Source organism: Legionella pneumophila subsp. fraseri (genome assembly GCF_000586315.1).
GTDB lineage: Bacteria > Pseudomonadota > Gammaproteobacteria > Legionellales > Legionellaceae > Legionella > Legionella pneumophila_B.
This window is the reverse complement of sequence record NZ_JFIM01000001.1, coordinates 465,782-488,260: the sequence shown is the minus strand read 5'-3', so window position 1 is coordinate 488,260 and position 22,479 is coordinate 465,782. Positions and strand designations below refer to the sequence as shown.

Below are 22,479 nucleotides of genomic sequence, written 5' to 3'. Positions count from 1 at the left end.
TTTCATTCCCTTAATTTTGCTGCTGACATCATAGTATTTTCAAGCAAAGTGACTATAGTCATTGGTCCAACCCCTCCGGGAACTGGTGTGATCCAGGCCACCTTTTCGACTGCCTTCTTAAAATCAACATCGCCTCTGATGCTGCCATCGGGCAAACGATGCATTCCTACATCAATCACTACCTGGTGCTCTTTGAGCCAGTCTGTGGCTATAACATCCATTTTGCCAGTGGCAACTATTAGAAAATCAGCAATCTCAACAAATTTCTGCAATTGTTGGGTAAATTTGTGGCATATTGTTACAGTAGCGCCAGCTAATAATAATTCAAGGCTCATTGGCCTTCCAACAATATTGGATGCCCCAATCACAACAGCATGTTTTCTTTTTACATTGAGGTCATAGTGATGTAATAAATTCATAATCCCCAAAGGAGTACATGGCCTTAAAAAGGGATTTCGCTGAGCAAGTCGACCCAAGTTATAAGGATGAAATCCATCTACGTCTTTCTCAGGTTTTATGTGTTCTATTATGGTTCTTTCGTTAATATGTTTGGGCAAAGGTAATTGAATTAAAATACCGTCAATTTTATCTGATTGATTTAATTCATTGATCAGCTGAATTAATTCTTCTTGAGTTGTTTCAGCAGGTAAATCGTAAGAATGAGAGGTAATCCCTACATCTTCGCAGGCTTTTCGTTTATTACTGACATAAATCAATGAAGCGGGGTCATTGCCAATTAAAACAACTGCAAGCCCTGGTGCCCTTTGCCCTTGCTCCACATGATATTGTACTCTTTGTTTTAGTTCATTTCTGCGGAGGGCAGATATTTCTCTTCCATCAATTAGTGACGCAGACATTTTCTTCTCACAATTTTTATGGAGTACATTATGAATTACAGGTTGTTCTAATGCAATATGGTTCATGTGCAACAAGGAAAATACACTTATTCTTCCAGTTTTCTTAAGTAATTTTGAGCCAGTTGATAAGCTTGAGATAGATTGTGATGCACTTCAGGATGCATGTTCTGATCTTGAGCTTCCATTTCATTTTTACAATCCAGAAGAAAATCCTGTAACAATTTGCATTTTTCCTTTTTGCTGATATCCATTAGAAATATTTCGATAACTTCATTTTCTCTATTCATCGCTATGCCAAATTTAATTTTACTAATCCTCAATATAATTATAGTTGAAGGTCTATTGGAATTATGAATTTTGCCAGGTTGGGTTTTAAAAGGTCACAATTGATTTGCTTGTTAAATTTAGATGAAATATGTGATGCAATTTTATACATCATCTTATGATTTTTAGTGAATAATTTCGTGTTTTCTTGAATAGACTAACGGATAATGATACTTTTTACTTAGGCAATTAAATCATCAACATCTTGTATCACAGGTGCATGGAGCTCTGATTGAAAAAAACTGTTCTGCATGCGGCTATATTCTCATTGACTATGCCAATATCTCTTTATGCGCTTGGCTTAGGGGAAATGAAGGTACAGTCCTCATTGGATCAGCCTTTTTCAGCTGAAATCGAATTAATAGATGTAGGGGCAGATCCTCTTGCCAGTATCAAGGTGAATTTAGCTGATCCGGAGCAATTTGAACAAATTGGACTTGAGCGAGCTGCGGTCTTGTCTTTGCTACGGTTTCAGGTTGAGAGAAATCCAAAAGGTATTCCTGTTGTAAAAGTATCGTCTACAGAACGAATGACAGAACCTTATATGGAAATTGTAGTCGATCTAACCTGGCCAAAAGGTCAATTATACAAGGCTTATACCGTATTATTAGACCCGCCGGGATATCAATTGGGAATTACCACCGCTCAAAGCAGGCCAGTTTATTACAAGAAGAAATCTGCAAGTTACAGTAATGAGCCTGGCGTTATTGAAAAGACTGTGATTACTACAGTGGAGCATAGCCCTGTATCGAGAAATGATAGCAAAAAGAAAACAACTTATGGACCGACCGTAACTAGTGAAAACGTATGGCAAATTGCTCAAAGATATAAAACCTCAAAATTGATTTTGCCTCAGGTTGTATTAGCTATAGTTGGTGCGAATCCCGAAGCATTTAAAGATGGAAACCTGAATGGCTTAAAAGTTGGCGTTCGGCTAGTTATTCCATCAACAGAAAAAATTGCACAAGTGCCTTCTGATCTGGCTATTGAAGAGGTCATGGCTCATGACAAAGCCTGGAATGAACATACCTCTATTAATCATGTACTAGCTCCGCCTTACATTAATAGTCCAATAGTGGATGTAACTCCGCAACAGAATAAAGTTTCCTCAATCCCGGTAATTCCAAAATTTACTATTGGGGTGAATCCTAACATTCCGACACTTCAGCAATTAATCCCCGACAGCACCTCGGTTTCAATGGATACGTCTAGCCAACAGCAACCTGTACAAAACAACAATAAAATACAGATAATGGAGCAAAATGAAAAAATTAAGGCGGAGATTTCAATTACCACAGCAGCAGTTGAATCAGTTCGGGAATCAAATGCATTATTGATGGAACAATTACGTATTCTACAAGAGCAAAATAAAAAATTGCAGGAAAAGTTGGATAAGCGTGAGAAAGAAATAGAGTTAATGCGTACGCAGGTACAAACTATGCTGAAAGAGCGGCAAGCTGTTGCGTCACAGGCCAGCTCACTTCCCTCTAATGCACAAGCAATGAGCCTTTGGCCGTATATCATTTTATTGATACTTACTGCAGGGGGAGCGGGATTTGCTTATTGGTACTTCAGACAATGCCAACACAGAGAGGATATTTCTCCTTACAAAACAGATTCTGATTCAAGTCCGAAGCCATTTATGCCTTTAGTTGAGCCAGCGAAATACGAACCAGATACCCAGGCTGATGATAAGGAAACTTCCGTCCAGGAAAAAGTATCTGACAGTGAAAAAGAAACTGGAGTTGGTGTTTCTAAAGTGAATTGGACTGAGTATCAACCTAAAGAAATGGATAAAATCGAAAAAACTGATGCGGTAGAATCTGAAGCAGTTGAGGATGTGACATATCTTGGAGGTACAGAACAGTTAAGAGCAAAAGAATATACAGAATTAGAACCAGAAGTTCAGACTAAACCAGAAGTTCAGATTAAACCAGAAGTTCAGGCTGAGCCAGAAGTTCAGGCTAAATCAGAAGTTCAGACTAAACCAGAAGTTCAGGCTGAGCCAGAAGTTCAGGCTGAGCCAGAAGTTCAGGCTAAACCAGAAGTTCAGGCTAAACCAGAGGCCCAGGCTGAGCCAGAAGTTCAGGCTGGAGAAAATCAAATTATGTTTGAGCCCGTTATGGAACCTGAGCAATTAGATGTTAACAGGGATGATGAGGTTGATAATTCTCAGTTAAGTGCAGATGAAACTCAGCAAACTGAAGACCATCAAAGTTCTGAGATGATAGAGTTTGAGTCGGGTTTACATGAATTAATCAAAGATAAGTCCAAAACTAAAATAACAGAATCAACAGATGAAGGAGATGGTAATGGAATAGATTTCATTCCTTTAACTATAAATGATGCTGACAAAACATTAAAGCATGAACAAGAAATCGAGAAGTCAGACAAAAAGGAAGATAAAAAATCAGAAGAGTTTTCTACAAAGGAAAATAAGTTAGATTTAGATAATTCAGACTTTGATATGAAAAACCTCGAATCCGAACCTAAAACAAGCCAGAAGGAAAAAGAAGCCCACATTTCAGAAATAACTGAATCTGACCAGAAATCTACTCAGGAAGAAAAAACAGAAAAGGGTATTTCTATATCTCAAGCTGTTGATGAAGCCACAACAACCAAGTCATCCAGTGAAAGTAATGAAACCTCCAATCCATTGAAGAGTAAGAAGGCATTAGATACTTTGTTAGATTTGGCAAAAACCTATATTAGTATGGGCGATATAGAAACAGCAAGAAGTTCTCTTGAGGAAGTGATCGAGCATGGAAGTGCCAAACAAAAAGAACAAGCCAGGCAGTTACTGGATCAATTAAAGTGACACTTAACATTCATCTTTGTTATTTAAAAGGCAGGCTTATTAGTCATTAAATAAAATACTCCAATAAGACTTAAGAATGCTGGCCAACCCAGAATAAACCAATAGAGGAAATATTGGTGATATTCATTTGGTAGGGCTGTATTATTTTTTACCGACTCTATGGCTAAATCCCTTATTCTGATTTGCAGGTAGACCACGGGGAACCAACAACACGCTGCAATGACATATCCAAAAATTGATCCCAGTATCCAGAAAGAAGTCCAGGAAAATCCAGCGAGGTAAACCATGGCAAATCCTGTGAGCGGTTGCACTATTCCAGATGTACCAGTGAATATCCAATCAGCAAAAACCACATATTTTGAAATGGCAGCAATAACTATCGGATTTTTTGTTCTATGGCCATAAACCATCACACTGGCCGTTCCTATACCTGTACCAAAAAGTATTGTTGAACTGAGTATATGAATAAATTTTAAATAAAAATAGAGCATTATTTATCAGACTCCAAAACCAGACCTATTAAAATAGCTATTAATAAAGGAATATTCTTGGCTATGGGAGCAAATGGATCTAACCAAAGGTAAGGCAGTTTCATGGTAATAATAACCATATATACCGAAATCGTAATCAGTTGCAATATACTGGTCAATTTAAATCGATAATTAAACAACATGGTTATACCTAAAAGGCCGTCCCATAAAGCCGAAGTATAAAATAAGAATGATTGCCATAAGGATGAAAAGCCTATTTGAGCAAACAAAGACAATGAATTGCTTTTAGGATAAAAAAACAAACAACATAAGGCTGTCCAAATCCAGACAAAGGATATTCCAAGTCTTAGGGGGAGTTTAAGAAAATACAATTGCGCATGCCAATGGTCTTGTACTGAACTCGGTTGACTATAGAGGCCTTCTTCATAGTCTCTGGGGGTAAATTTCACATAATCAGCAAATCGCTGTGTTTCTTCCTGATTCGTAATATTGTCACTGGCAAGCATTTTATAAGAAACAGTATTAATAGTGGAATAGGGGAGCAAATCACCAAATCGGGTCAGTAAGCGAATAAATGACAAGGGAATAGGTATTATTCTGGTTTTGGTCAATCCAAGCCATGAACGCAGTTTTATTATTATTTCTTTTAATGTGATTATTTTTTTGCTTACCGCGTGCAAAATAATAGTTTCGGTTACTGGCATACTCACTAATCGCACTATTGCTTGGGATAAGTCATTTAGAGAGATAGGTTGAAATTTTTGAGTCCCCATCCCAGGTATGGCGGTAAAAAATGGTGTTCCGGCAATCCCTCTAAACAGAGAGGATCCTCCATAAGAGCCTTTTCCATACACATAAGAAGGTCTTACTATAACTGATGGAATAGAGAGAGTCAGTAGATAATCATCTATTGCTTTTTTACTGGCAGCATAACTCACATCCACTTTATCAATTCCCAAAGCAGATATTTGAATAATCTTTTTTACCCCAGAACTGAGACACGCATCAAAAAGTGCTTTTGGAGTTTCATAATGAACTTTCCATACGATTTTATCATTCGGGTGGTATAAAATCCCTACACAATTGATAACCACATCAATTTCCTGCAATCTTTTTGCCCAGATTTCAGGTTTGGTATCATTTATAAAATCACAAAAGATAACTTTTGCTCCAGGAAAAATCCTTTGCGTGTATTTGATATTACGTACACAGCAAATAACTTCATGTCCATCAATCATTAGATCGGTAACAAACTGTGAAGCGATAAAGCCAGATGCGCCTGTTACCAAAATTTTCATAAGGATCTCTAATTTTTGATTACATATTACAATAGAGATACTATAACGAATTTAACTCCTACTATTCAAATTTCCTCATCAGGGTTAATTTTCATCAATACCAGTTTGCCATATTTAGGTTGAATAAAATAATATCAGTTAAGAAATAGGATAAAACCCATACAGGCAAGGAGTTAATACTCTAAAAATTATAGACAAAACAAAGAGGGTGTTATAAATTGACCCTTTTATCAGGAAAATTGAATGCGTATTGCCTTAGTGGTTGAATACGATGGTAGCCAATATCACGGCTGGCAGGCTCAAACGGGTTTGCATACTATACAACAAGCTGTTGAATTTGCATTATCAAAAGTTGCAGACAGTTCTATTTCTGTTATCTGTGCAGGTAGAACGGATACTGGGGTCCATGCGACCAATCAGGTGATTCATTTTGATTGTGAGAAAGAGCGAAGTATACGAGCTTGGATACATGGCGCTAATACTTTTTTACCTAAAGACATCTGCGTCAAATGGGGTAAGGAAATGCCAGAAAATTTTCATGCCCGCTATTCTGCTATTAGTCGACGGTATCGCTATGTGATTTATAATGGAGCTATACGTCCAGGGTTATTACGCAGCAATGTGACATGGCAATATCGACAATTGGATCATCGTTTGATGCACCAGGGGGGGCAATGTCTTCTTGGGGAAAATGATTTTACTTCATTCCGTTCTGTCGAATGCCAATCTAATACACCAATGCGTAATATTCATCAATTGCAAGTTACAAGACACGGTGATTTGGTTGTTCTTGACATTACAGCAAATGCCTTTTTACATCATATGGTAAGAAATATAGTCGGTGTATTGATTGCTGTTGGCTCGGGAAAACATCCTGTGAGTTGGGTTAAAGACGTCTTGAATGCAAAGGACAGAAAGTTAGGTGCAGAAACCGCACCATCATATGGTCTATATTTGGTTCAGGTTAGTTATCCTAAGGAATTTGGATTGTTGCAAAATAGTCCCGGCCCTTTGTTTCTTTGGGAGAAATAATTGAATTCATCTCGTATAAGAATCAAAATGTGTGGAATGACGCGTTCAGAAGATATTGAATATGCCATTGATTTGGGAGTTGACGCCATTGGCTTGATATTCTATCCCAAAAGTGCGCGTAATATCTCACTGGAAAAAGCCAGGATAATAGTCAATAATATACCTCCATTTGTTGATATTGTTGCAGTTTTGGTAAATCCAGAACAATCTTTTGTTCAACAGATAATTAATGAAATTCCTGTACAGTTTTTGCAATTTCATGGTGAGGAATCTTCAGAATTTTGCAGACAATTTAACAAACCGTATATCAAAGCTATTCATCCTAAGACAACAATGCAAATCCACAATGCTGTTGATGAGTTTTTTGATGCAAGCGCTGTATTATTGGATACGCCATCAGACAAAGAGCGAGGGGGAACAGGAGTAACTTTTAACTGGAATATAATTCCTGAAAATTTATCCAAGCCTTATATTTTGGCAGGTGGTTTGAATGAATCTAACATTTTAGAGGCAATAACCACATGTCATCCTTATGCAGTGGATTTATGCAGTAGTATAGAAGCTTTACCTGGAGTAAAAGATCATTTGAAAATGAGCCGATTTATAAAGGCAATATGGGGATAGTATGAGTAAAAAAGAGCTTCCAGATGAGTTTGGCCATTTTGGCCCCTATGGCGGTATGTTTGTTGCCGATACATTAGTTCATGCTTTAAAGCAATTAGAGCATGCCTATACCAAATATCGTAACGATCCGGATTTTCTGGCTGAGTTACAGACGGAATTAAAAGATTATGTGGGGCGGCCTAATCCTCTGTACCATGCGGTACATTTAAGTAAAAAGATAGGTGGCGCTCAAATTTATCTCAAGCGTGAAGATTTAAATCATACGGGTGCTCATAAAATAAACAATACTGTTGGTCAAGCTTTACTCGCCAAACGCATGGGGAAAACTCGAGTGATCGCGGAAACGGGTGCAGGTCAACATGGTGTTGCCACTGCTACAGTTGCCGCTAAATTTGGGTTTCAATGCGTTGTGTACATGGGGTCTGAGGACATCAAGCGGCAATCCAGCAATGTGTATAGAATGAAATTGTTAGGCGCTGAAGTAGTGCCCGTCACCTCAGGATCAAAGACTTTGAAAGACGCTTTAAATGAGGCATTGAGAGATTGGGTGAGTCATGTCGATGACACATTCTATATCATTGGTACTGTTGCAGGCCCCCATCCTTATCCTCAAATGGTAAGAGATTTTCAAGCAATTATTGGTGTTGAAGCTCGAGCTCAACATCTCGAAAAAACAGGTCGTTTGCCAGATGCCCTGGTAGCTTGTGTCGGAGGTGGATCCAATGCGATAGGTTTATTTTATCCCTTTTTGAATGATCAATCTGTCATGATTTATGGTATTGAAGCTGGGGGTAAGGGTATAGAAACCGGGGAGCATTCTGCTTCTCTGATCGCTGGAAAACCTGGTGTATTGCACGGCAATAGAACCTACTTACTATGCGATGAGTATGGACAGGTGAAAGATACGCATTCAGTATCGGCCGGTCTGGATTATCCTGGGGTTGGGCCAGAACATGCTTATTTAAAAGATACTGGACGGGTCATTTATAAAGCAATAAACGATTTGGAGGCGCTGGATGCGTTTCGTCTCTTAACTCATACGGAGGGAATTATTCCAGCATTAGAATCTAGCCACGCAGTAGCCTATGCCATACAATTGGCTAAAACCATGTCAAGGGAACAGAGTATCATAGTCAATCTATCCGGGCGTGGTGACAAAGATATGCATACAGTAGCTGCTATTGACGGTATAACAATTTAATTTTGATAAATTATTCAGGTACAACATGAACCGAATTGATAAGACTCTGGAAAATTTAAAAGCCAATAGAAAAAAAATGTTAAGCCCTTATATTACTGCAGGCGATCCACATCCTGAGTTAACAGTAAGTTTGATGCATCAATTGGTTAAAGCAGGAGCAGATATATTGGAGCTGGGAATACCATTTTCTGACCCTATGGCAGAAGGCCCTGTGATACAAAGAGCAATGGAGCGAGCTTTAGCACATTCTATTCACTGTGATGATGTATTAAATATGGTTAGGCAATTTCGTAAAAATGATACCGACACGCCTGTGATTGTTATGGGATATTTGAATCCTATAGAACAGTATGGCTATGATCTTTTTGCCCAACAAGCAGTCGAGGCTGGGGTTGATGGAACAATATTAGTTGATTTGCCTCCTGAGGAAGCTGATGGAGTATCGCGAGTTTGGCAAAAACATGGTTTGTATAGTATTTATTTATGTTCACCAACCACCTCAGCTGAAAGAATGAACTTTATAAATCAACATGCCAATGGTTATCTATATTATGTTTCATTGAAGGGGGTGACTGGTTCTGATGCACTTAAGTTGCCTGAATTAAAAGCCCAATATCTACAACGAAAGGCACAATCAAAATTACCGCTCATGGTTGGGTTTGGAATAAAAACGCCGGAAATGGCTGCACAAGTTGCTGAATTTGCCGATGGAGTCATTGTTGGGGCGGCACTAATAAATGAAATCATTGAAGCTTATGAGGCGAAGAAAGATCCGCTGGACGCAAGCGCGGCTCTATTAGGCTCCATGAGACAGGCAATGGATAATATTGGAAGTAAGGTATGACAGAACAAACTGAAAAAAGAGCTCATTTTATCAGACAACTCATTATAGATGATTTGGCAAGTGGAAAACATCAAGACATCGTTACCCGTTTCCCTCCTGAACCCAATGGCTATCTCCATGTTGGACATGCCAAGTCTATTTGCCTTAATTTTGGTTTGGCAGAAGAGTTTAAGGGGAAGTGTTTTTTACGTTTTGATGACACCAATCCAATTAAAGAAGAGGAAGAATATGTAAACGCGATCATTGATGATGTTCGCTGGCTGGGATTTGAGTGGTGTGACATGACACATTCATCCGACTACTACCATGAGTTGTATGAGTTAGCCATTTATCTTATCAAGAAAGATATGGCTTATGTCGATAGCTTGAGCATGGATGAAATTCGTGCTTTTCGCGGTACTTTACAAGAACCAGGGCGTGAAAGTCCATATAGAAACAGAACAATCGAAGAGAATCTGGATTTATTTGCACGGATGAAAGCAGGTGAGTTTCCTGATGGCACTCATGTTTTAAGAGCAAAGATAGATATGAAATCAGGTAATCTGAATATGCGTGATCCGGTTTTATATCGTATACGGCATGCCCGGCATCAACGTACCGGAGATGAATGGTGCATTTATCCTATGTATGATTATGCTCATCCTATTTCTGATGCCTTGGAAAAAATTACGCATTCATTATGTACTTTGGAGTTTCAGGATCATAGACCTTTATATGATTGGCTGGTTGATAATTTACCTTTGCCTGCAAAACCGGTTCAAACTGAATTTGCCAGATTAAATTTATCCCATACTGTTACGAGCAAGCGAAAGTTACGTGAATTGGTTGAAAAAAAGATAGTTTCAGGATGGGATGACCCGCGATTGCCCACCTTACGAGGTATGCGCAAAAGAGGGTACCCGCCTGCTGCAATTCGACAATTTTGTGAAATGATTGGCATATCAAGAAGTGATTCAGTCATTGACATGACATTACTTGAGGAATGTGTTCGCTCTGAATTTAATAAAACTGCGAAACGGGCACTCTGTGTTATGGATCCCTTAAAAATAGTTATTGTAAATTATCCTGAAAATAGAGTAGAACAGCTTCAAGCGGCTTTCTACCCTCAAAATCCTGAATCAGCAAGCAGGAATTTGCCTTTTTCCCGTGAAATTTATATTGAAAAGTCTGATTTTATGGAAAATCCACCTAATAAATATTTCCGATTATCTCCAGGAGCAGAAGTACGTTTACGTCATGCCTATGTTATAAAGTGCCAGGACGTTATCCGTAATGACCAGGGTGAAATAACAGAATTGCATTGTACTTATGATGAAAATACTCTGGGTAAAAATCCGGAAGATCGTAAAGTGAAAGGGGTTATTCATTGGGTGTCCTGTGCACAGGCTTATCCCGTGACTATTTATCAATATGACAGGTTATTTACAGACCCCAATCCTGCCCGGGAAGAAGATTATTTTCAGTTTCTGAATCATGACTCTTTACAAACGATCCAGGGATTCTGTGAACCAGCCATGGCGGAACAGGCAGAGGGAGATGTCTTTCAATTTGAACGTTTGGGTTATTACTGTGTCAATTCGGTGGCTGAGGGGCGTGTTCAAGCCTTTCATCGGGTAGTGGATTTGAAGGACACTTGGGGTAAAGTGAGTTGAGAGGCAGATATGTTGCATTTATATAATTCTTTGACCAGAAAAAAAGAACCATTTGTTTCCTTAAGGCCCGGAAAGATAGGTATGTATGTATGCGGGATTACTGTATATGACCACTGTCATTTAGGACATGCCCGTTCAATGGTTGCTTTTGATGTCATGGTTCGCTACCTGCGCTCACAAGGTTTTGATGTAACTTATGTCAGAAATATTACGGATATAGATGATAAAATCATTGCCAGAGCCTCAGAGAGAGGTGTATCCATCAATGAGTTGACTGCACAATATATCGAGGCAATGAATAATGATACTCATGCATTAAATATTTTGCCCCCTGATCATGAGCCAAGGGCAACCGGACACATTGAAACGATCATTCGCTTGATTCAACGCTTACTTGATAATGGCAACGCGTATATCAGTGATAATGGTGATGTTTGCTATGAAGTAGATACCTTCCCTGAATATGGGAAATTATCGCATAAGGATATTGAAGGTTTGGTTTCGGGTTCTCGCGTAGAGATTGTAAAAGAGAAACGCTCACCACTTGATTTTGTGTTATGGAAAAAAGCAAAGCCAGGTGAACCCAGTTGGCCTTCACCTTGGGGGGAAGGGCGGCCTGGATGGCATATTGAGTGTTCAGCCATGGCTATGCATGAATTAGGTGAGCAATTTGATATTCATGGAGGTGGATTGGATTTGCAATTTCCACATCATGAAAATGAAATTGCTCAAAGTGAAGCGGCTACGGGTAAACCTTTTGCTAATTATTGGCTACATGTTGGCATGTTGCAGGTCAATGGCGAAAAAATGGCAAAATCAATAGGGAATTTTTACACTATTGCCGATGTTTTAAAAGAACATCACCCGGAAGTCATCCGCTATTTTCTATTAAGCAGTCATTATCGCAGTCCTTTGAATTATTCAGAAGATAATTTATTAAATGCCAAGAAAGCTCTTATCAGACTTTATCAGGCGGTTAAAGATGTTCCGCCACAAACTGCAGATAGCAAACTGGATGATTATTGGCAAGAACAATTTAATCAGGCTATGAATGATGATTTCAATACCCCTGTTGCTTTATCTGTTCTTTTCCAATTGGCTCATGAGGTCAATAAAAGTAATTCACCTGTATTGGCGAATACTCTAAAAAATCTTGCCGGTGTTCTTGGAGTTTTACAACAAGCTCCCGAATCATTTCTGCAATCTGGTTTGGCAGAGGAGGAAAAATTGGCTATAGAGCAACTCATTGCAGAGCGCCTTCAGGCGCGAGCAGAACGCAACTGGTCAAAGGCAGATCAGATTAGGGCTGATTTATTGAGCAAAGGTATAGAGTTAGAAGATGGTGCAACTGGAACAACCTGGCGCAGGATTGCCGAATAGTTGCTCTTTACTATGCAGTCTGTTGAATCAGGATTGAGCGGGATTGAATTGTACCGAATGCTAAAAAAATTGTGCTTATCCTGTTCAAAAATTTTCGAAAAGATCTATTAGTTAAATGAGCTGCTAATTATTGATTAGATCGATAATTAAGATCAATTCGGAATTAAATATGAATTCGCAATGAATATAAAAAATTTTCTAAAAAAAAATGATTTAATATTTCGATTTGTTGGATGGTTCTTTTTAATAAACGCATTCATATTCTGGCTTGTTGGTCTGGGGTATTTAAGATCCATTTTATTCAATGCTTCCCTATTTAAAAATTATATCGCTGATTATTCAAGTTTATCAGGAAAAATTCTCATTCTGATTTTCTCCTTTTTAAATTATCTGACTTACATGATGTTTTTAGCTTTTATTCCCGCAATACCAATTATAATAATGATATTTTTTTTACCCTATAAGCGAATAATTTGGATTATCAGTGTTATTGCAGCTACCACAAGTCTTATTTTTTTATTGGTTGATAGTCAAGTTTTTTCGATTTTTAAGTTTCATCTTAATAAAACAATATTATCGTTTGTTTTTAACTCAGAATGGAGCGTCATTTTCACTTTTTCCAGATATGAGCTGACTCTGTCTTTTTTTATAATTGTCTTTATACTCGTTCTTGAATCCGTTATTGCCTGGTTGGTATGGAAAAAAATTGTTTTAAAAGAATGTTTGAAAATTGGTAAAACTATATCACTATTTTGGCTTGGTGGGGCTTTAATAAGTTATTTTACATTGCTCTTATCGATAGCACAAAATAATAATCTGTTTGCCCAGCAAACACCTAATTTGCCACTATATAATCAACTCATCGCTTTCACTATCCCTGATAAAAACGCTGATGATATTTTACGCCGCTATAGTGAGCACTATTTTACACAGCCTCTTTTTCCCAATTATCCATTGCATTATCCCTTACATCCCTTGCAGTGCAAAATGCCTGAAAAACCGTATAACATTATTCTCATCATGGTGGATTCGCTTCGCTTTGATTCCCTAAAAGAAAAATATATGCCGAGCACCTCACAATTTGCAAAAAAAAATTGGCAATTTTTGCAGCATATGAGTGCTGGAAATGCTACACATCCGGGATTATTTTCTTTATTTTATTCAATACCCAGTAATTACTCGACAGCAGTGCTGAAGCAACAAAAATCACCGGTTTTAATCGATTTGTTATTACAATATGGTTATCAGACAAAGATTATTTGGTCTGGTTCTATGGCTCCTTTGCCATTAGATCAGACTATTTATAAAAAAATTGCCAACCTCAATGTCAATGGGGCACCAATAGATGATACTGGGGACAAAGACAGGTATTCCACTACAGAGGCTATTCAATTTTTAACGGATCCTAAAGCAAATAACCCTTTTTTTCTTCATATTTTTTACAATGCGCCCCATGACTATTGCAGATATCAAAGTTTTCCACAGTTATATAAACCCTCAATAGAAGAATGCGTACGAATCGGTATGACAAATCATATTGATCCAGTGCCTTATCATAATCGTTATTTGAATGCGGTCACGTTTATTGATCACGAAATTTCGAAAATATTAGAGGTTATCGAAAAAAAAGGGTATTTAAAAAACAGTATCATTATAATTACCTCTGATCATGGTCAAGAATTTAATGATAATCGTCAAAATTATTGGGGACATACCAGTAATTTTACCCCAATTCAGCTTCACGTTCCTTTAATTATTCATTGGCCCGAGGAGGTAGCTCGTCGTTTTGATTATCTCACTAGTAGCTATGATATTGTTCCTACACTATTACAACTTGTATTTACTTGTAAAAATCCAATTTCTGATTACAGCATCGGGTATAACTTGCTAATTGAAGGCAATCGAACCTCATTTCTATTGGTAGGAAGTTATATTAATATGGGAATTTTTGAATCAGATCGCGCCACAGCATTAGAAACTTCTGGAAGAATTACAATTACTGGTATGAAGGCAGAGCCTCTTGAGGATGCGGTACCCAGAATGGATGTTATTACTCAGGCATTGGATTTGATGCGCAAGTATTATAGGAAATAAAAGGTTGTCTTTAAAAATAAATTGGCAATTAACCTTTTTATTCTCAATTTAGGTCATACAGCGGATATCTCTAAATTTGTAGGCAAAAATATGGCTATAATTATATATAATTTGCTTGGGAATTAAGTAATGGCAAACCAAACACGTGAAAATTTAATTAATAAGGCAAAGAACGGATCCGAATCTATCGCTTTAATTTATTCTCCAATAGAACTTCATGAATATATTGTTGAAATTATTTCTAAAGATTCAGAGCACTTTATCCATAAAGGAAAGGAAATATGCCATTTTAATTCGATTGATGAAGCGGTGTCTCGTGCTACCGAATTAGGGGCAAAAGAGTTTTTTCTTTGTGCAGATAATACATATGATGAATGTGGTTCCGCAAATTCTGTGCAACACTTTGATTATATACCTATTTATTCGAAATTTAAGCGCACTTGAGAACATTATGATTTTTTGGAATTTTAAAGCCAGTATAGAATTTTGAATTTAAATAACGTGTGTAATAGCACTTAACATTGGCCTTTAGTACTGGGAAAGGATTAATTTTGGGATGTTACCCTTAAAATTTCTGCAAGTGAGGTGTCTCCACATAATACTCTTTTAAAACCATCTTCTCGTATACTTGGTGTAGATGGCCGTAAATAATTTTCCATGGTTTGAAGATTTTCATTACGATGGATCATTCCACGGAGAGTTTCATCTACGATAATTAATTCATAAATTCCGGTTCTGCCTTTATAACCCAAGTGGTTGCAATAGTCACATCCCTTAGGTTCAAAGACTTGTGAGACATCAGTATCCGGATTAAGACCCATTAGCTCTTTTTCTTCCTCTCTTAATTGATGAGGTGTTTTACAATGAGAACATAATTTTCTTACCAAGCGTTGCGCGATGAGGCCTACTATACTGGATGACAATAAAAAGGACTCAACCCCCATATCATGTAATCGGGTTAGCGCACCCAATGCAGTATTGGTATGAAGGGTTGATAGTACCAGATGTCCGGTTAGGCTGGCTTGAACTGCGATTTCAGCTGTTTCCAAATCACGGATCTCTCCTATCATTACAACATCCGGATCTTGACGTAATATAGCTCTTAATCCTTTGGCGAAAGTCATTTGAACTTTAGTATTAACTTGCGTCTGTCCTATACCAGGTAAGTCATATTCAATGGGATCTTCAATGGTTAAAATATTACGAGTCACCTGATTTAATTCAGTAAGCATGGCATAGAGAGAGGTTGTTTTGCCTGAACCTGTGGGGCCTGTGACTAAAATGATGCCATGAGGTTCTGCAATCATTTGTCGTACTGTTTTTAGTGTATGTTTAGGCATACCCAAAAGATTTAAATCCAATTGAGCGGCTTGCTTATCCAATATCCTTAAAACCACTCGTTCTCCATGATTTGATGGTAAAGTTGAGACCCTGACATCAATATTGTGCCCTCCTATGCGCAATGAAATTCGCCCATCTTGGGGAATTCGCTTTTCTGCTATATCCAACTTGGCCATCACCTTGACTCTGGAAATGACCAAAGGTGCGATAGCTCGTTGAATTTCAAGGACTTCTTGTAGAACTCCGTCAATTCGGTTACGCACTAATACTCTGTCTTCATAAGTTTCAATGTGTATATCAGATGCTTTTTGTTTAATGGCTTGAGTGAATAGAGCATTGAGTAATCGGATAATTGGGGCATCATCCTGATTTTCCAATAAATCCTCACTGACAGGTAGTTGACTGGCCAACAAGGACAAATCCATGTCTTCTTCCATGCCTTCTGCAGCATCTAGTATAGAGGATTTGGATTGGTAAATATTAGCCAAATGCTGCTGAAAAGTAGATTCATCGACTTTTCTTAAGTCAAGTTCACATTGCAATAATCGTTTTATCTCAGCGAAAGCTTGTAGAGATGTGTTAGGTAAATGATAGACAACAGCCAGATTTTCTTTGATTTCTCCCACAACAATTCCATTGCTTTTGGCAAAGCCGTAAGGAATTTTAAGTGATTTTTCTTCATTTTCCATGATTTATTTAGTCATTTTTGATGAGTATTGGGGAGGGTTACTAAAAGGTACTGGCAAATTACCTTGAGTTAATGGGGGTAACACCGTTTCATCATCTGTTTGTTCAAAAGCTTCCTGGGATCGAAGCCAATCCAGCTGATATTGACGGACATAATTGTATTTTTCACCAGTGACATGCAAGTTGTCTCTTTCATTGCGTAATATGATAGGTTTAATAAATACCATGAGCACTCGCTTGTCTCTGTTCCGGATGTTGCGTTGGAACAATCTGCCTATTCCAGGTATATCCCCTAAAATGGGTAATTTATTATTATCATTTCCAATACTGTCCTGAATTAATCCTCCAAGCACTACAATATCACCACTTTCAACATGAACTGATGTCACTATGCTGCTGATATTAAAAGTAGGGGTCGTTGTATTGTCTGTTGCGGCAGTCGCGGGATCCAAAGTATCATTCCCCTGATCAATTTGTAATTGAATTCCTTGTCCGCGAGTGATTTGCGGTCTTACATAGAGATGCAAGGCAACGTTAACCCTGTCAAAGGTTGTAAAAGGACTTGCTGTTGTAGTGCCGCCTGCATTATTGGGGTAGCTGGTTGTTGCTACTGAAACCTGTTTACCTATGAGTATTTTTGCCTGACGATTATCAAGGACTACTACGGAGGGGGTTGATAAAATATTTGCTCTTTGTTCTCTTGCCAAAGCATAAATTTGAGCCTGAAAGTCATCTATCCTGGTTTTGCTGTTGATAATGGCAAAGCCTGGTCTGAAATCCTTGGGATTGCCTGTTTGTTGATTGGAACCCCACTCTATTCCCAGATTGTTAACGTCTTTTTCATCCACTTCAGCAACGAGTGCCTCAATTAATAGTTGAGCTGGTTTTATATCTAATTGAGAAATGACTGTTTTTAGAATACGGATGATTGAAGCAGGTGCATTAAGAATAATAGAGTTGGTATTCGGTTCTCCTATTATCTGTACCGTAGGCTTGGTAGATCCTTCATTTTGAGTGCTTGCTGATGTCGTATTTGCTGTTGCTCCTGACGCATTCATAGGGGCAGAACTGGTCGAAGTTGAGCTTAATGAAGAGCTTTGTCCATCGGCAGATGTATTGGCAAGACTGGAAGCAGGGTTGGTGCTGTCTAATGCTGGTCTTGTAATGGTTCCAATGGTTGTTCCTACATTGCCACTGAAATTGGCTTGGGCTATACCTGCCAGTATGGGGACCAAATCTTCAGCCCTTAAGTAATTCAGGTAAACAACTTGTGTATTTGAATTGACTCCTGCTGAGCTTTCTTTATCCAGTTTCAAGATGAGCATTCGCAAACGAATTCTATCAGTCTTGCTCCCACTGACTAAAATTGAGTTGGAACGGTCATCTGCAGCAATAGTAATTTGTGTTCTGCTGCCAATACCAGGTTGAGTTTTAACTAAATCCTTTAAAGTATTTGCTACATCCATAGCCAAAGCATGATGTAAACGAACCATGTCTATGCCGTTCGCACTTGAGCTATCTACTTGTTTGATAATTTCTGCAAGACTTTTAATATTATTTGCTCTGCCAGAAAGGATCAGCATATTAGAAGGAGCATAAGCGGAAACGCTGCTCCACTGAGGCATTAATGGCCTTAGAACTGGTACCAGTTGTTCAGAGGGAACATAATGAACAGGTACTACTGCGACCATCATATCGTCACCTCGCGGAGGACTCTTCATCCCGCTGAGTAAATCAGGTGACTGTGTTTTTGCATCAATGTTGGGAATAATTTTGATAATTTCTCCATTTGGTATTGCGGCATAACCTGATACCTGCAGTACTGAGAGAAAGACTTGATAGAGTTCGCGGTTGGATAATGGCGTTGATGAAACAATCGATACTTTTCCCTGTACTCTGGGGTCAATAACAAAATTTTTACCTGTAATTCGAGAGACCTCTGCGATTACGGCTCTAATATCTGCATTGCGTAAGTTCCATAGTTTACTGCCTGGAGGGGACGTTTGCGATTGTTCCATATTTTTAGGCAGTTGGCTTACCCCAAGTGTAGATGTTTGATTTTTGTTAATTTGATTAAACTGTTTTTCTGTCTTTTGAGATAATTTCTCTTTGAGCTCTCTTGCTGTCTGATAATCATCAATTGGACCAATTTGCACAAGATAAAGATGTTTGTCAGCCAGGTTTTTAATTTCAACTGTTTGATCGACTAATTGGGCAAGTTCATTTTGACGTATTTTAGCGTCTTTTTCGAGATTATAGGCACCTGCTTGAAGATAAAAAATTGTATTGCCATCTTTAGTTACGGTTGAAATATTGACATCATTAGCACGTACTAATGTACAACAAACGAAGGCTAAAAGTATAATTACTATCGAGCGCATTTAAAAACCGTAAAATAATGGATAATGACATAATAACCAAATTTGACTGCTTACCATAGCTTTTTTGATAACTTAGAGCAGGAAATTTAAGAAGTTTTTATTGGTATGGATTTACTCATATCATGTATGCGGTTTAACATGCAGTAAACAATTTTTTTCTGGAAGAAATTTATGGATAATGCGTTGATAAAATGGGGAATTTTAGGAACAAGTTTTATCTCCGAAGTGATGGTTGATGCAATTCAGGAATCCAAAACAGGTGAGCTTATTGCTATTGGGAGCCGATCAATTGAGGTGGCCAAACGATTTTCTGAAAAATTCACTATCCCAAAATTTTATGACGATTATCAATCACTAATTCACGATAATGATATAGATGCTGTTTATATAGGATTGCCGAATCATCTGCATAAAGAATGGGTGATTCGTTGCGCCCGGGCTGGAAAAAATATTCTGTGTGAAAAACCTTTTGTTATTGGTATAGATGAAATCCATGAGGTGACTTCAGTTATTGAGAAAACAAATATTTTCTGTATGGAAGCTTTAATGTACCGATATCATCCCTTTATAAAAAAATTACAAGAGATCATTCAAAGCGACATAATAGGAAAGATAAAGTTGTATAATGCGACCTACACAGCAAATATTGCAGAAATAGCAAACCCTGTTGCAGGAGGAAGTATTCGTAATCTCGGATGTTACCCAATATCCTTGGTCAGGTTGCTTGCTAACGCAGAACCTGTTGAAATCCGTGGTATAGGAAGAATGAACTGCAAGAACAATACTGATAGCCAAGCCAGTGTTCTTTTAAAATTTGCAGATGATTCAATTGCCGCAGTTTCTACTGCCGATGATATTGAAATGCATTGGCAATTCGAGGTTTATGGAACAAAAGGCTATCTGAAAACAGGAACGAATCCTTGGTTGCCTGACAGTGAGGGTAACAAAATTTTTATCTACCTCAATAATGAATTAACACCCAAAGAGATAAATGTGAATGCAGAAAAGTCACTTTATACTTACCAAATAGATTTTATCAATGAGCAAATATTGAATGGAGACTCCAAACAATTTAACAAGACGTCCTTATTAGATAGTACGGGAAATGCAATCGTTCTGGAAACCTGGCTAAAACAAATAAACCTTTTAAACACGCGGCAGGAATTATCCGGATTAAAAGATAGGGTGTCTCATATATAAACAGCATTATCCTGGTGATACTAGTTAAGTTTTCCCAAAAGCAAGTAGTCTGTATTTCCTTCGCGCCAGATACCATCCCAATTGACAGGTGGATTAGATGCTAATACTTTACAGCGTTCGATGTAAACGGAAGCTAATTGATCACCAGGATAGGCGGGAGTAAGCCTCGCAAAAGCCTTTATACTTTCTTTCCAGAAACCTTTTTGATACAGAGAAAATGCCTTTTGAAATTCTTTTTTATGTTGCTCAAGATTTTCAAAATTTTGAGCTGTAATCAGTTCATAAATCTCGATACTTTCACGTTTACCCCGGACAGCCACTTCATCTAACAAACGGAAAGGAAATTTTTCAGATACTTGGGTGAAAGTAGCGTGACTGACAATGATTTGAGTATGATAATTTTTATTAATTGATTCCAGGCGACTTGCCAGATTGACTGAGTCGCCCAAGGCTGTGTAACTTAGTCTGTCTTCTGAGCCAACATTACCTACAATAGCATCTCCGGTGTGAATGCCAATTCTGATTTTAAATTTGGGAAATCCAAGATACTTATTCTTTCGATTTAACAGGCTAAGACGCTCAATCATGACTTTGGCAGTCAGGCATGAATGCAATGCATGATTGGTATCTTTTGAAGGGGCATTCCATAACGCCATAATCGCATCGCCAATGTATTTATCTAAAGTTCCTTCATGCTGTATTACAATCTCAGTCATGGACTGGAAATAATCGGATAAATAAGTCATTAATTTTTGTGGTGAGGTCGATTCTGAAATACTTGTAAAATCTTTTATATCTGAAAATAAAATAGTAATCGTTTGGCTTTGCCCCCCAACTTGAGCAATTTTTCCACTGTGCATTAATTTTTTGACTAGAGAGCCGGGAACATAACGTTGAAATGAGGCTAAACTTGAGCGCAGCGTTGATAGTGTTTTATCCATATAGCTGACTTCTTTAATCCTGGTCTTAAGAAGTGGTCTTGGTTTAAGGTTAAGCATAGTAATTTCTTTTGCTTCTTCTGTTAGTTGAATAATAGGATTTGATATTCTTTGTGAAACGATACGAACTAACAATGTTCCAATCAGCAAGACTAATATAGTTAACAAAATATAGCGCATGCTTAAATCTTTCAGGGGTTCTGTCACATCCGTTTCAGGAACAATAATAATAATATGCCACAGTGCTTTTTCATTCGTACTGGATATAGGTTGGTATGCTAAAAAATATTTTTGATTATTATGAGTATAAGATTTAATAATGGGGTTAAAACCATTAAAATCCAGTTTTTTAAGTGGAATGTTCAGCTTTTTTATCCATTCTGGAGTTAGTTTTTTTCCACGGATGTCCTCTTTATTTTGAGGGGTTCTGAAAGCAATGATATTAGATTCATTGTTGATCACGTAAACCATAGTATTTTTAGTTAATTCCAGTTCCCGGATAAAATGTTGTAAGCCATCAATAGTCAGGTCAAGCGCAATAACCCCCTTTAGTTGCTTATTTTTATTATAGATTGGTGCAGCACCAGTAATGCCAGGGATCAGAAAGTCACTTTTATCAAATACGTAAAATGTATATACGTTCGTCCATATCGGTTTTCCTGCTTTTATAGCTTGTTGATACCACGGCCGAACTCTGGGATCATAATGGCGGGTCAGCAATTTTTTTTGGATTATTTCTCCTTGTTCGTTTAATTGATAACGAACATTGACAGGAGGTGAGGCTGAATTAATCACATGAGTTAATCCTATTATTCCTTTTTGTTCTCTGTCTACTCCTATGAAATCACCATCTGTTGAACCATAGTAAACCATAAATATTTCTGGGTTGTATCGGATTGATTCAAAAAGGAATTTATCAAATTGTTTAGAATCATCAGGCTTAATAATGCCATTATTTATGGCATTTTTCATTTTAACTAAATCTTGATTTAAAGGATTTAAATAGATCTCAAATCTTTCCTTGACGAGCAAGGAGGTTTGTTGAATTGAATCTTTAGCGCTACTGTTCAGAACACTATTGAAAGCAATATAATTAATACCAATAATAGTGAACCCTACCAGGCTTAACAAAAGCACAAATAAGGTAATGATGCTGACACGTATACTGATTTTAAAATTACTATCCATATTTTTTCCTTCTGATTGAAGGAAGTACACAGGTTCTAAGCGAAATACAATTAAGAACTTATTTTAAATAAGCATAGTCTTCTTTAAGCAGAAATACACGCAAACTGTATGTTTTTCTTGCCAATACCG

The 22,479-nt window shown here is 37.7% G+C and carries 17 protein-coding genes; 10 read left to right on the top strand and 7 right to left on the bottom strand.

The window, feature by feature from the left end; all coding sequences use genetic code 11:
* Positions 1-2: 2 nt before the first annotated feature.
* Both folD and CC34_RS0102150 read right to left on the bottom strand, forming a co-directional pair.
* Positions 3-857, bottom strand: a complete 855-nt coding sequence (folD, locus tag CC34_RS0102155) for a bifunctional methylenetetrahydrofolate dehydrogenase/methenyltetrahydrofolate cyclohydrolase FolD (protein WP_027226822.1) — start codon at positions 855-857, stop codon at positions 3-5.
* An 86-nt stretch (positions 858-943) separates the two neighbouring features.
* Positions 944-1,144 carry a hypothetical protein gene (locus tag CC34_RS0102150; RefSeq protein WP_027221494.1) on the bottom strand — a complete coding sequence of 67 codons (201 nt, stop codon included), beginning with the start codon at positions 1,142-1,144 and terminating at the stop codon, positions 944-946.
* Positions 1,145-1,413: 269 nt separating this feature from the next.
* Here CC34_RS0102150 and CC34_RS0102145 point away from each other — a divergent pair, with 269 nt between their 5' ends.
* Complete coding sequence (locus tag CC34_RS0102145) at positions 1,414-3,999, top strand: motility hub landmark protein FimV (protein ID WP_028379080.1); 2,586 nt, start codon at positions 1,414-1,416, stop codon at positions 3,997-3,999.
* 23 nt (positions 4,000-4,022) lie between these two features.
* On the opposite strand, the gene CC34_RS0102140 is transcribed toward CC34_RS0102145, so the two are convergent.
* Both CC34_RS0102140 and CC34_RS0102135 read right to left on the bottom strand, forming a co-directional pair.
* A complete protein-coding gene (locus CC34_RS0102140) occupies positions 4,023-4,490 on the bottom strand; it encodes a DUF2269 family protein (protein WP_027226824.1) in 468 nt (155 codons plus the stop codon).
* Positions 4,490-5,788 (bottom strand): NAD(P)H-binding protein, encoded by a 1,299-nt coding sequence (locus CC34_RS0102135; RefSeq protein ID WP_027226825.1) that lies wholly within the window; start codon positions 5,786-5,788, stop codon positions 4,490-4,492. Before CC34_RS0102135 ends, CC34_RS0102140 begins: the two co-directional genes overlap by 1 nt.
* Positions 5,789-6,031: 243 nt before the next feature.
* Here CC34_RS0102135 and truA point away from each other — a divergent pair, with 243 nt between their 5' ends.
* The 8 genes from truA to CC34_RS0102095 all read left to right on the top strand — a co-directional run bounded on the left by truA (position 6,032) and on the right by CC34_RS0102095 (position 15,059).
* A complete protein-coding gene (truA, locus tag CC34_RS0102130; RefSeq protein ID WP_027226826.1) occupies positions 6,032-6,820 on the top strand; it encodes a tRNA pseudouridine(38-40) synthase TruA in 789 nt (262 codons plus the stop codon).
* Entirely contained in the window at positions 6,821-7,444 is a 624-nt protein-coding gene (locus tag CC34_RS0102125) for a phosphoribosylanthranilate isomerase (RefSeq protein WP_027226827.1), read from the top strand.
* 1 nt (position 7,445) lies between these two features.
* The gene (trpB, locus tag CC34_RS0102120; protein WP_027226828.1) at positions 7,446-8,645 is read left to right on the top strand and encodes a tryptophan synthase subunit beta; all 1,200 of its coding nucleotides are present in this window, start codon (positions 7,446-7,448) and stop codon (positions 8,643-8,645) included.
* Between the two features lie 25 nt (positions 8,646-8,670).
* A complete protein-coding gene (trpA, locus tag CC34_RS0102115; protein ID WP_028378317.1) occupies positions 8,671-9,489 on the top strand; it encodes a tryptophan synthase subunit alpha in 819 nt (272 codons plus the stop codon).
* Complete coding sequence (locus CC34_RS0102110) at positions 9,486-11,141, top strand: glutamine--tRNA ligase/YqeY domain fusion protein (RefSeq protein WP_027226830.1); 1,656 nt, start codon at positions 9,486-9,488, stop codon at positions 11,139-11,141. Before trpA ends, CC34_RS0102110 begins: the two co-directional genes overlap by 4 nt.
* Before the next feature lie 9 nt (positions 11,142-11,150).
* On the top strand, positions 11,151-12,521 hold the full coding sequence (cysS, locus tag CC34_RS0102105; RefSeq protein ID WP_027226831.1) for a cysteine--tRNA ligase: 1,371 nt from the start codon (positions 11,151-11,153) through the stop codon (positions 12,519-12,521).
* A gap of 180 nt (positions 12,522-12,701) precedes the next feature.
* Positions 12,702-14,615, top strand: coding sequence for a DUF3413 domain-containing protein (locus CC34_RS0102100; protein WP_027226832.1), 1,914 nt, complete (start codon positions 12,702-12,704; stop codon positions 14,613-14,615).
* A 129-nt stretch (positions 14,616-14,744) separates the two neighbouring features.
* Positions 14,745-15,059, top strand: a complete 315-nt coding sequence (locus tag CC34_RS0102095; RefSeq protein WP_027226833.1) for a DUF6482 family protein — start codon at positions 14,745-14,747, stop codon at positions 15,057-15,059.
* 101 nt (positions 15,060-15,160) lie between these two features.
* Here the strand turns inward: CC34_RS0102095 and lspE are convergent, their stop codons facing one another.
* Positions 15,161-16,645, bottom strand: a complete 1,485-nt coding sequence (gene lspE, locus CC34_RS0102090) for a GspE family T2SS ATPase variant LspE (protein WP_027226834.1) — start codon at positions 16,643-16,645, stop codon at positions 15,161-15,163.
* 3 nt (positions 16,646-16,648) lie between these two features.
* A complete protein-coding gene (lspD, locus tag CC34_RS0102085; protein WP_027226835.1) occupies positions 16,649-19,024 on the bottom strand; it encodes a GspD family T2SS secretin variant LspD in 2,376 nt (791 codons plus the stop codon).
* Positions 19,025-19,195: 171 nt separating this feature from the next.
* Between lspD and CC34_RS0102080 the strand changes: the two genes are divergently transcribed.
* Positions 19,196-20,224, top strand: a complete 1,029-nt coding sequence (locus tag CC34_RS0102080; protein ID WP_027226836.1) for a Gfo/Idh/MocA family protein — start codon at positions 19,196-19,198, stop codon at positions 20,222-20,224.
* A gap of 20 nt (positions 20,225-20,244) precedes the next feature.
* Here the strand turns inward: CC34_RS0102080 and CC34_RS0102075 are convergent, their stop codons facing one another.
* Positions 20,245-22,350 carry an adenylate/guanylate cyclase domain-containing protein gene (locus CC34_RS0102075; protein WP_028379079.1) on the bottom strand — a complete coding sequence of 702 codons (2,106 nt, stop codon included), beginning with the start codon at positions 22,348-22,350 and terminating at the stop codon, positions 20,245-20,247.
* Positions 22,351-22,479: the final 129 nt, after the last annotated feature.

Bases quoted from the DNA above. Each gene is read 5' to 3' on its own strand.
- CC34_RS0102150 (WP_027221494.1), bottom strand. From the start codon at position 1,144: ATGAATAGAGAAAATGAAGTTATCGAAATATTTCTAATGGATATCAGC.
- lspE (WP_027226834.1), bottom strand. From the start codon at position 16,645: ATGGAAAATGAAGAAAAATCACTTAAAATTCCTTACGGCTTTGCCAAA.
- CC34_RS0102110 (WP_027226830.1), top strand. From the start codon at position 9,486: ATGACAGAACAAACTGAAAAAAGAGCTCATTTTATCAGACAACTCATT.
- cysS (WP_027226831.1), top strand. From the start codon at position 11,151: ATGTTGCATTTATATAATTCTTTGACCAGAAAAAAAGAACCATTTGTT.
- CC34_RS0102140 (WP_027226824.1), bottom strand. From the start codon at position 4,490: ATGCTCTATTTTTATTTAAAATTTATTCATATACTCAGTTCAACAATA.
- truA (WP_027226826.1), top strand. From the start codon at position 6,032: ATGCGTATTGCCTTAGTGGTTGAATACGATGGTAGCCAATATCACGGC.
- trpB (WP_027226828.1), top strand. From the start codon at position 7,446: ATGAGTAAAAAAGAGCTTCCAGATGAGTTTGGCCATTTTGGCCCCTAT.
- lspD (WP_027226835.1), bottom strand. From the start codon at position 19,024: ATGCGCTCGATAGTAATTATACTTTTAGCCTTCGTTTGTTGTACATTA.
- trpA (WP_028378317.1), top strand. From the start codon at position 8,671: ATGAACCGAATTGATAAGACTCTGGAAAATTTAAAAGCCAATAGAAAA.
- folD (WP_027226822.1), bottom strand. From the start codon at position 857: ATGTCTGCGTCACTAATTGATGGAAGAGAAATATCTGCCCTCCGCAGA.
- CC34_RS0102075 (WP_028379079.1), bottom strand. From the start codon at position 22,350: ATGGATAGTAATTTTAAAATCAGTATACGTGTCAGCATCATTACCTTA.
- CC34_RS0102135 (WP_027226825.1), bottom strand. From the start codon at position 5,788: ATGAAAATTTTGGTAACAGGCGCATCTGGCTTTATCGCTTCACAGTTT.
- CC34_RS0102100 (WP_027226832.1), top strand. From the start codon at position 12,702: ATGAATATAAAAAATTTTCTAAAAAAAAATGATTTAATATTTCGATTT.
- CC34_RS0102095 (WP_027226833.1), top strand. From the start codon at position 14,745: ATGGCAAACCAAACACGTGAAAATTTAATTAATAAGGCAAAGAACGGA.
- CC34_RS0102080 (WP_027226836.1), top strand. From the start codon at position 19,196: ATGGATAATGCGTTGATAAAATGGGGAATTTTAGGAACAAGTTTTATC.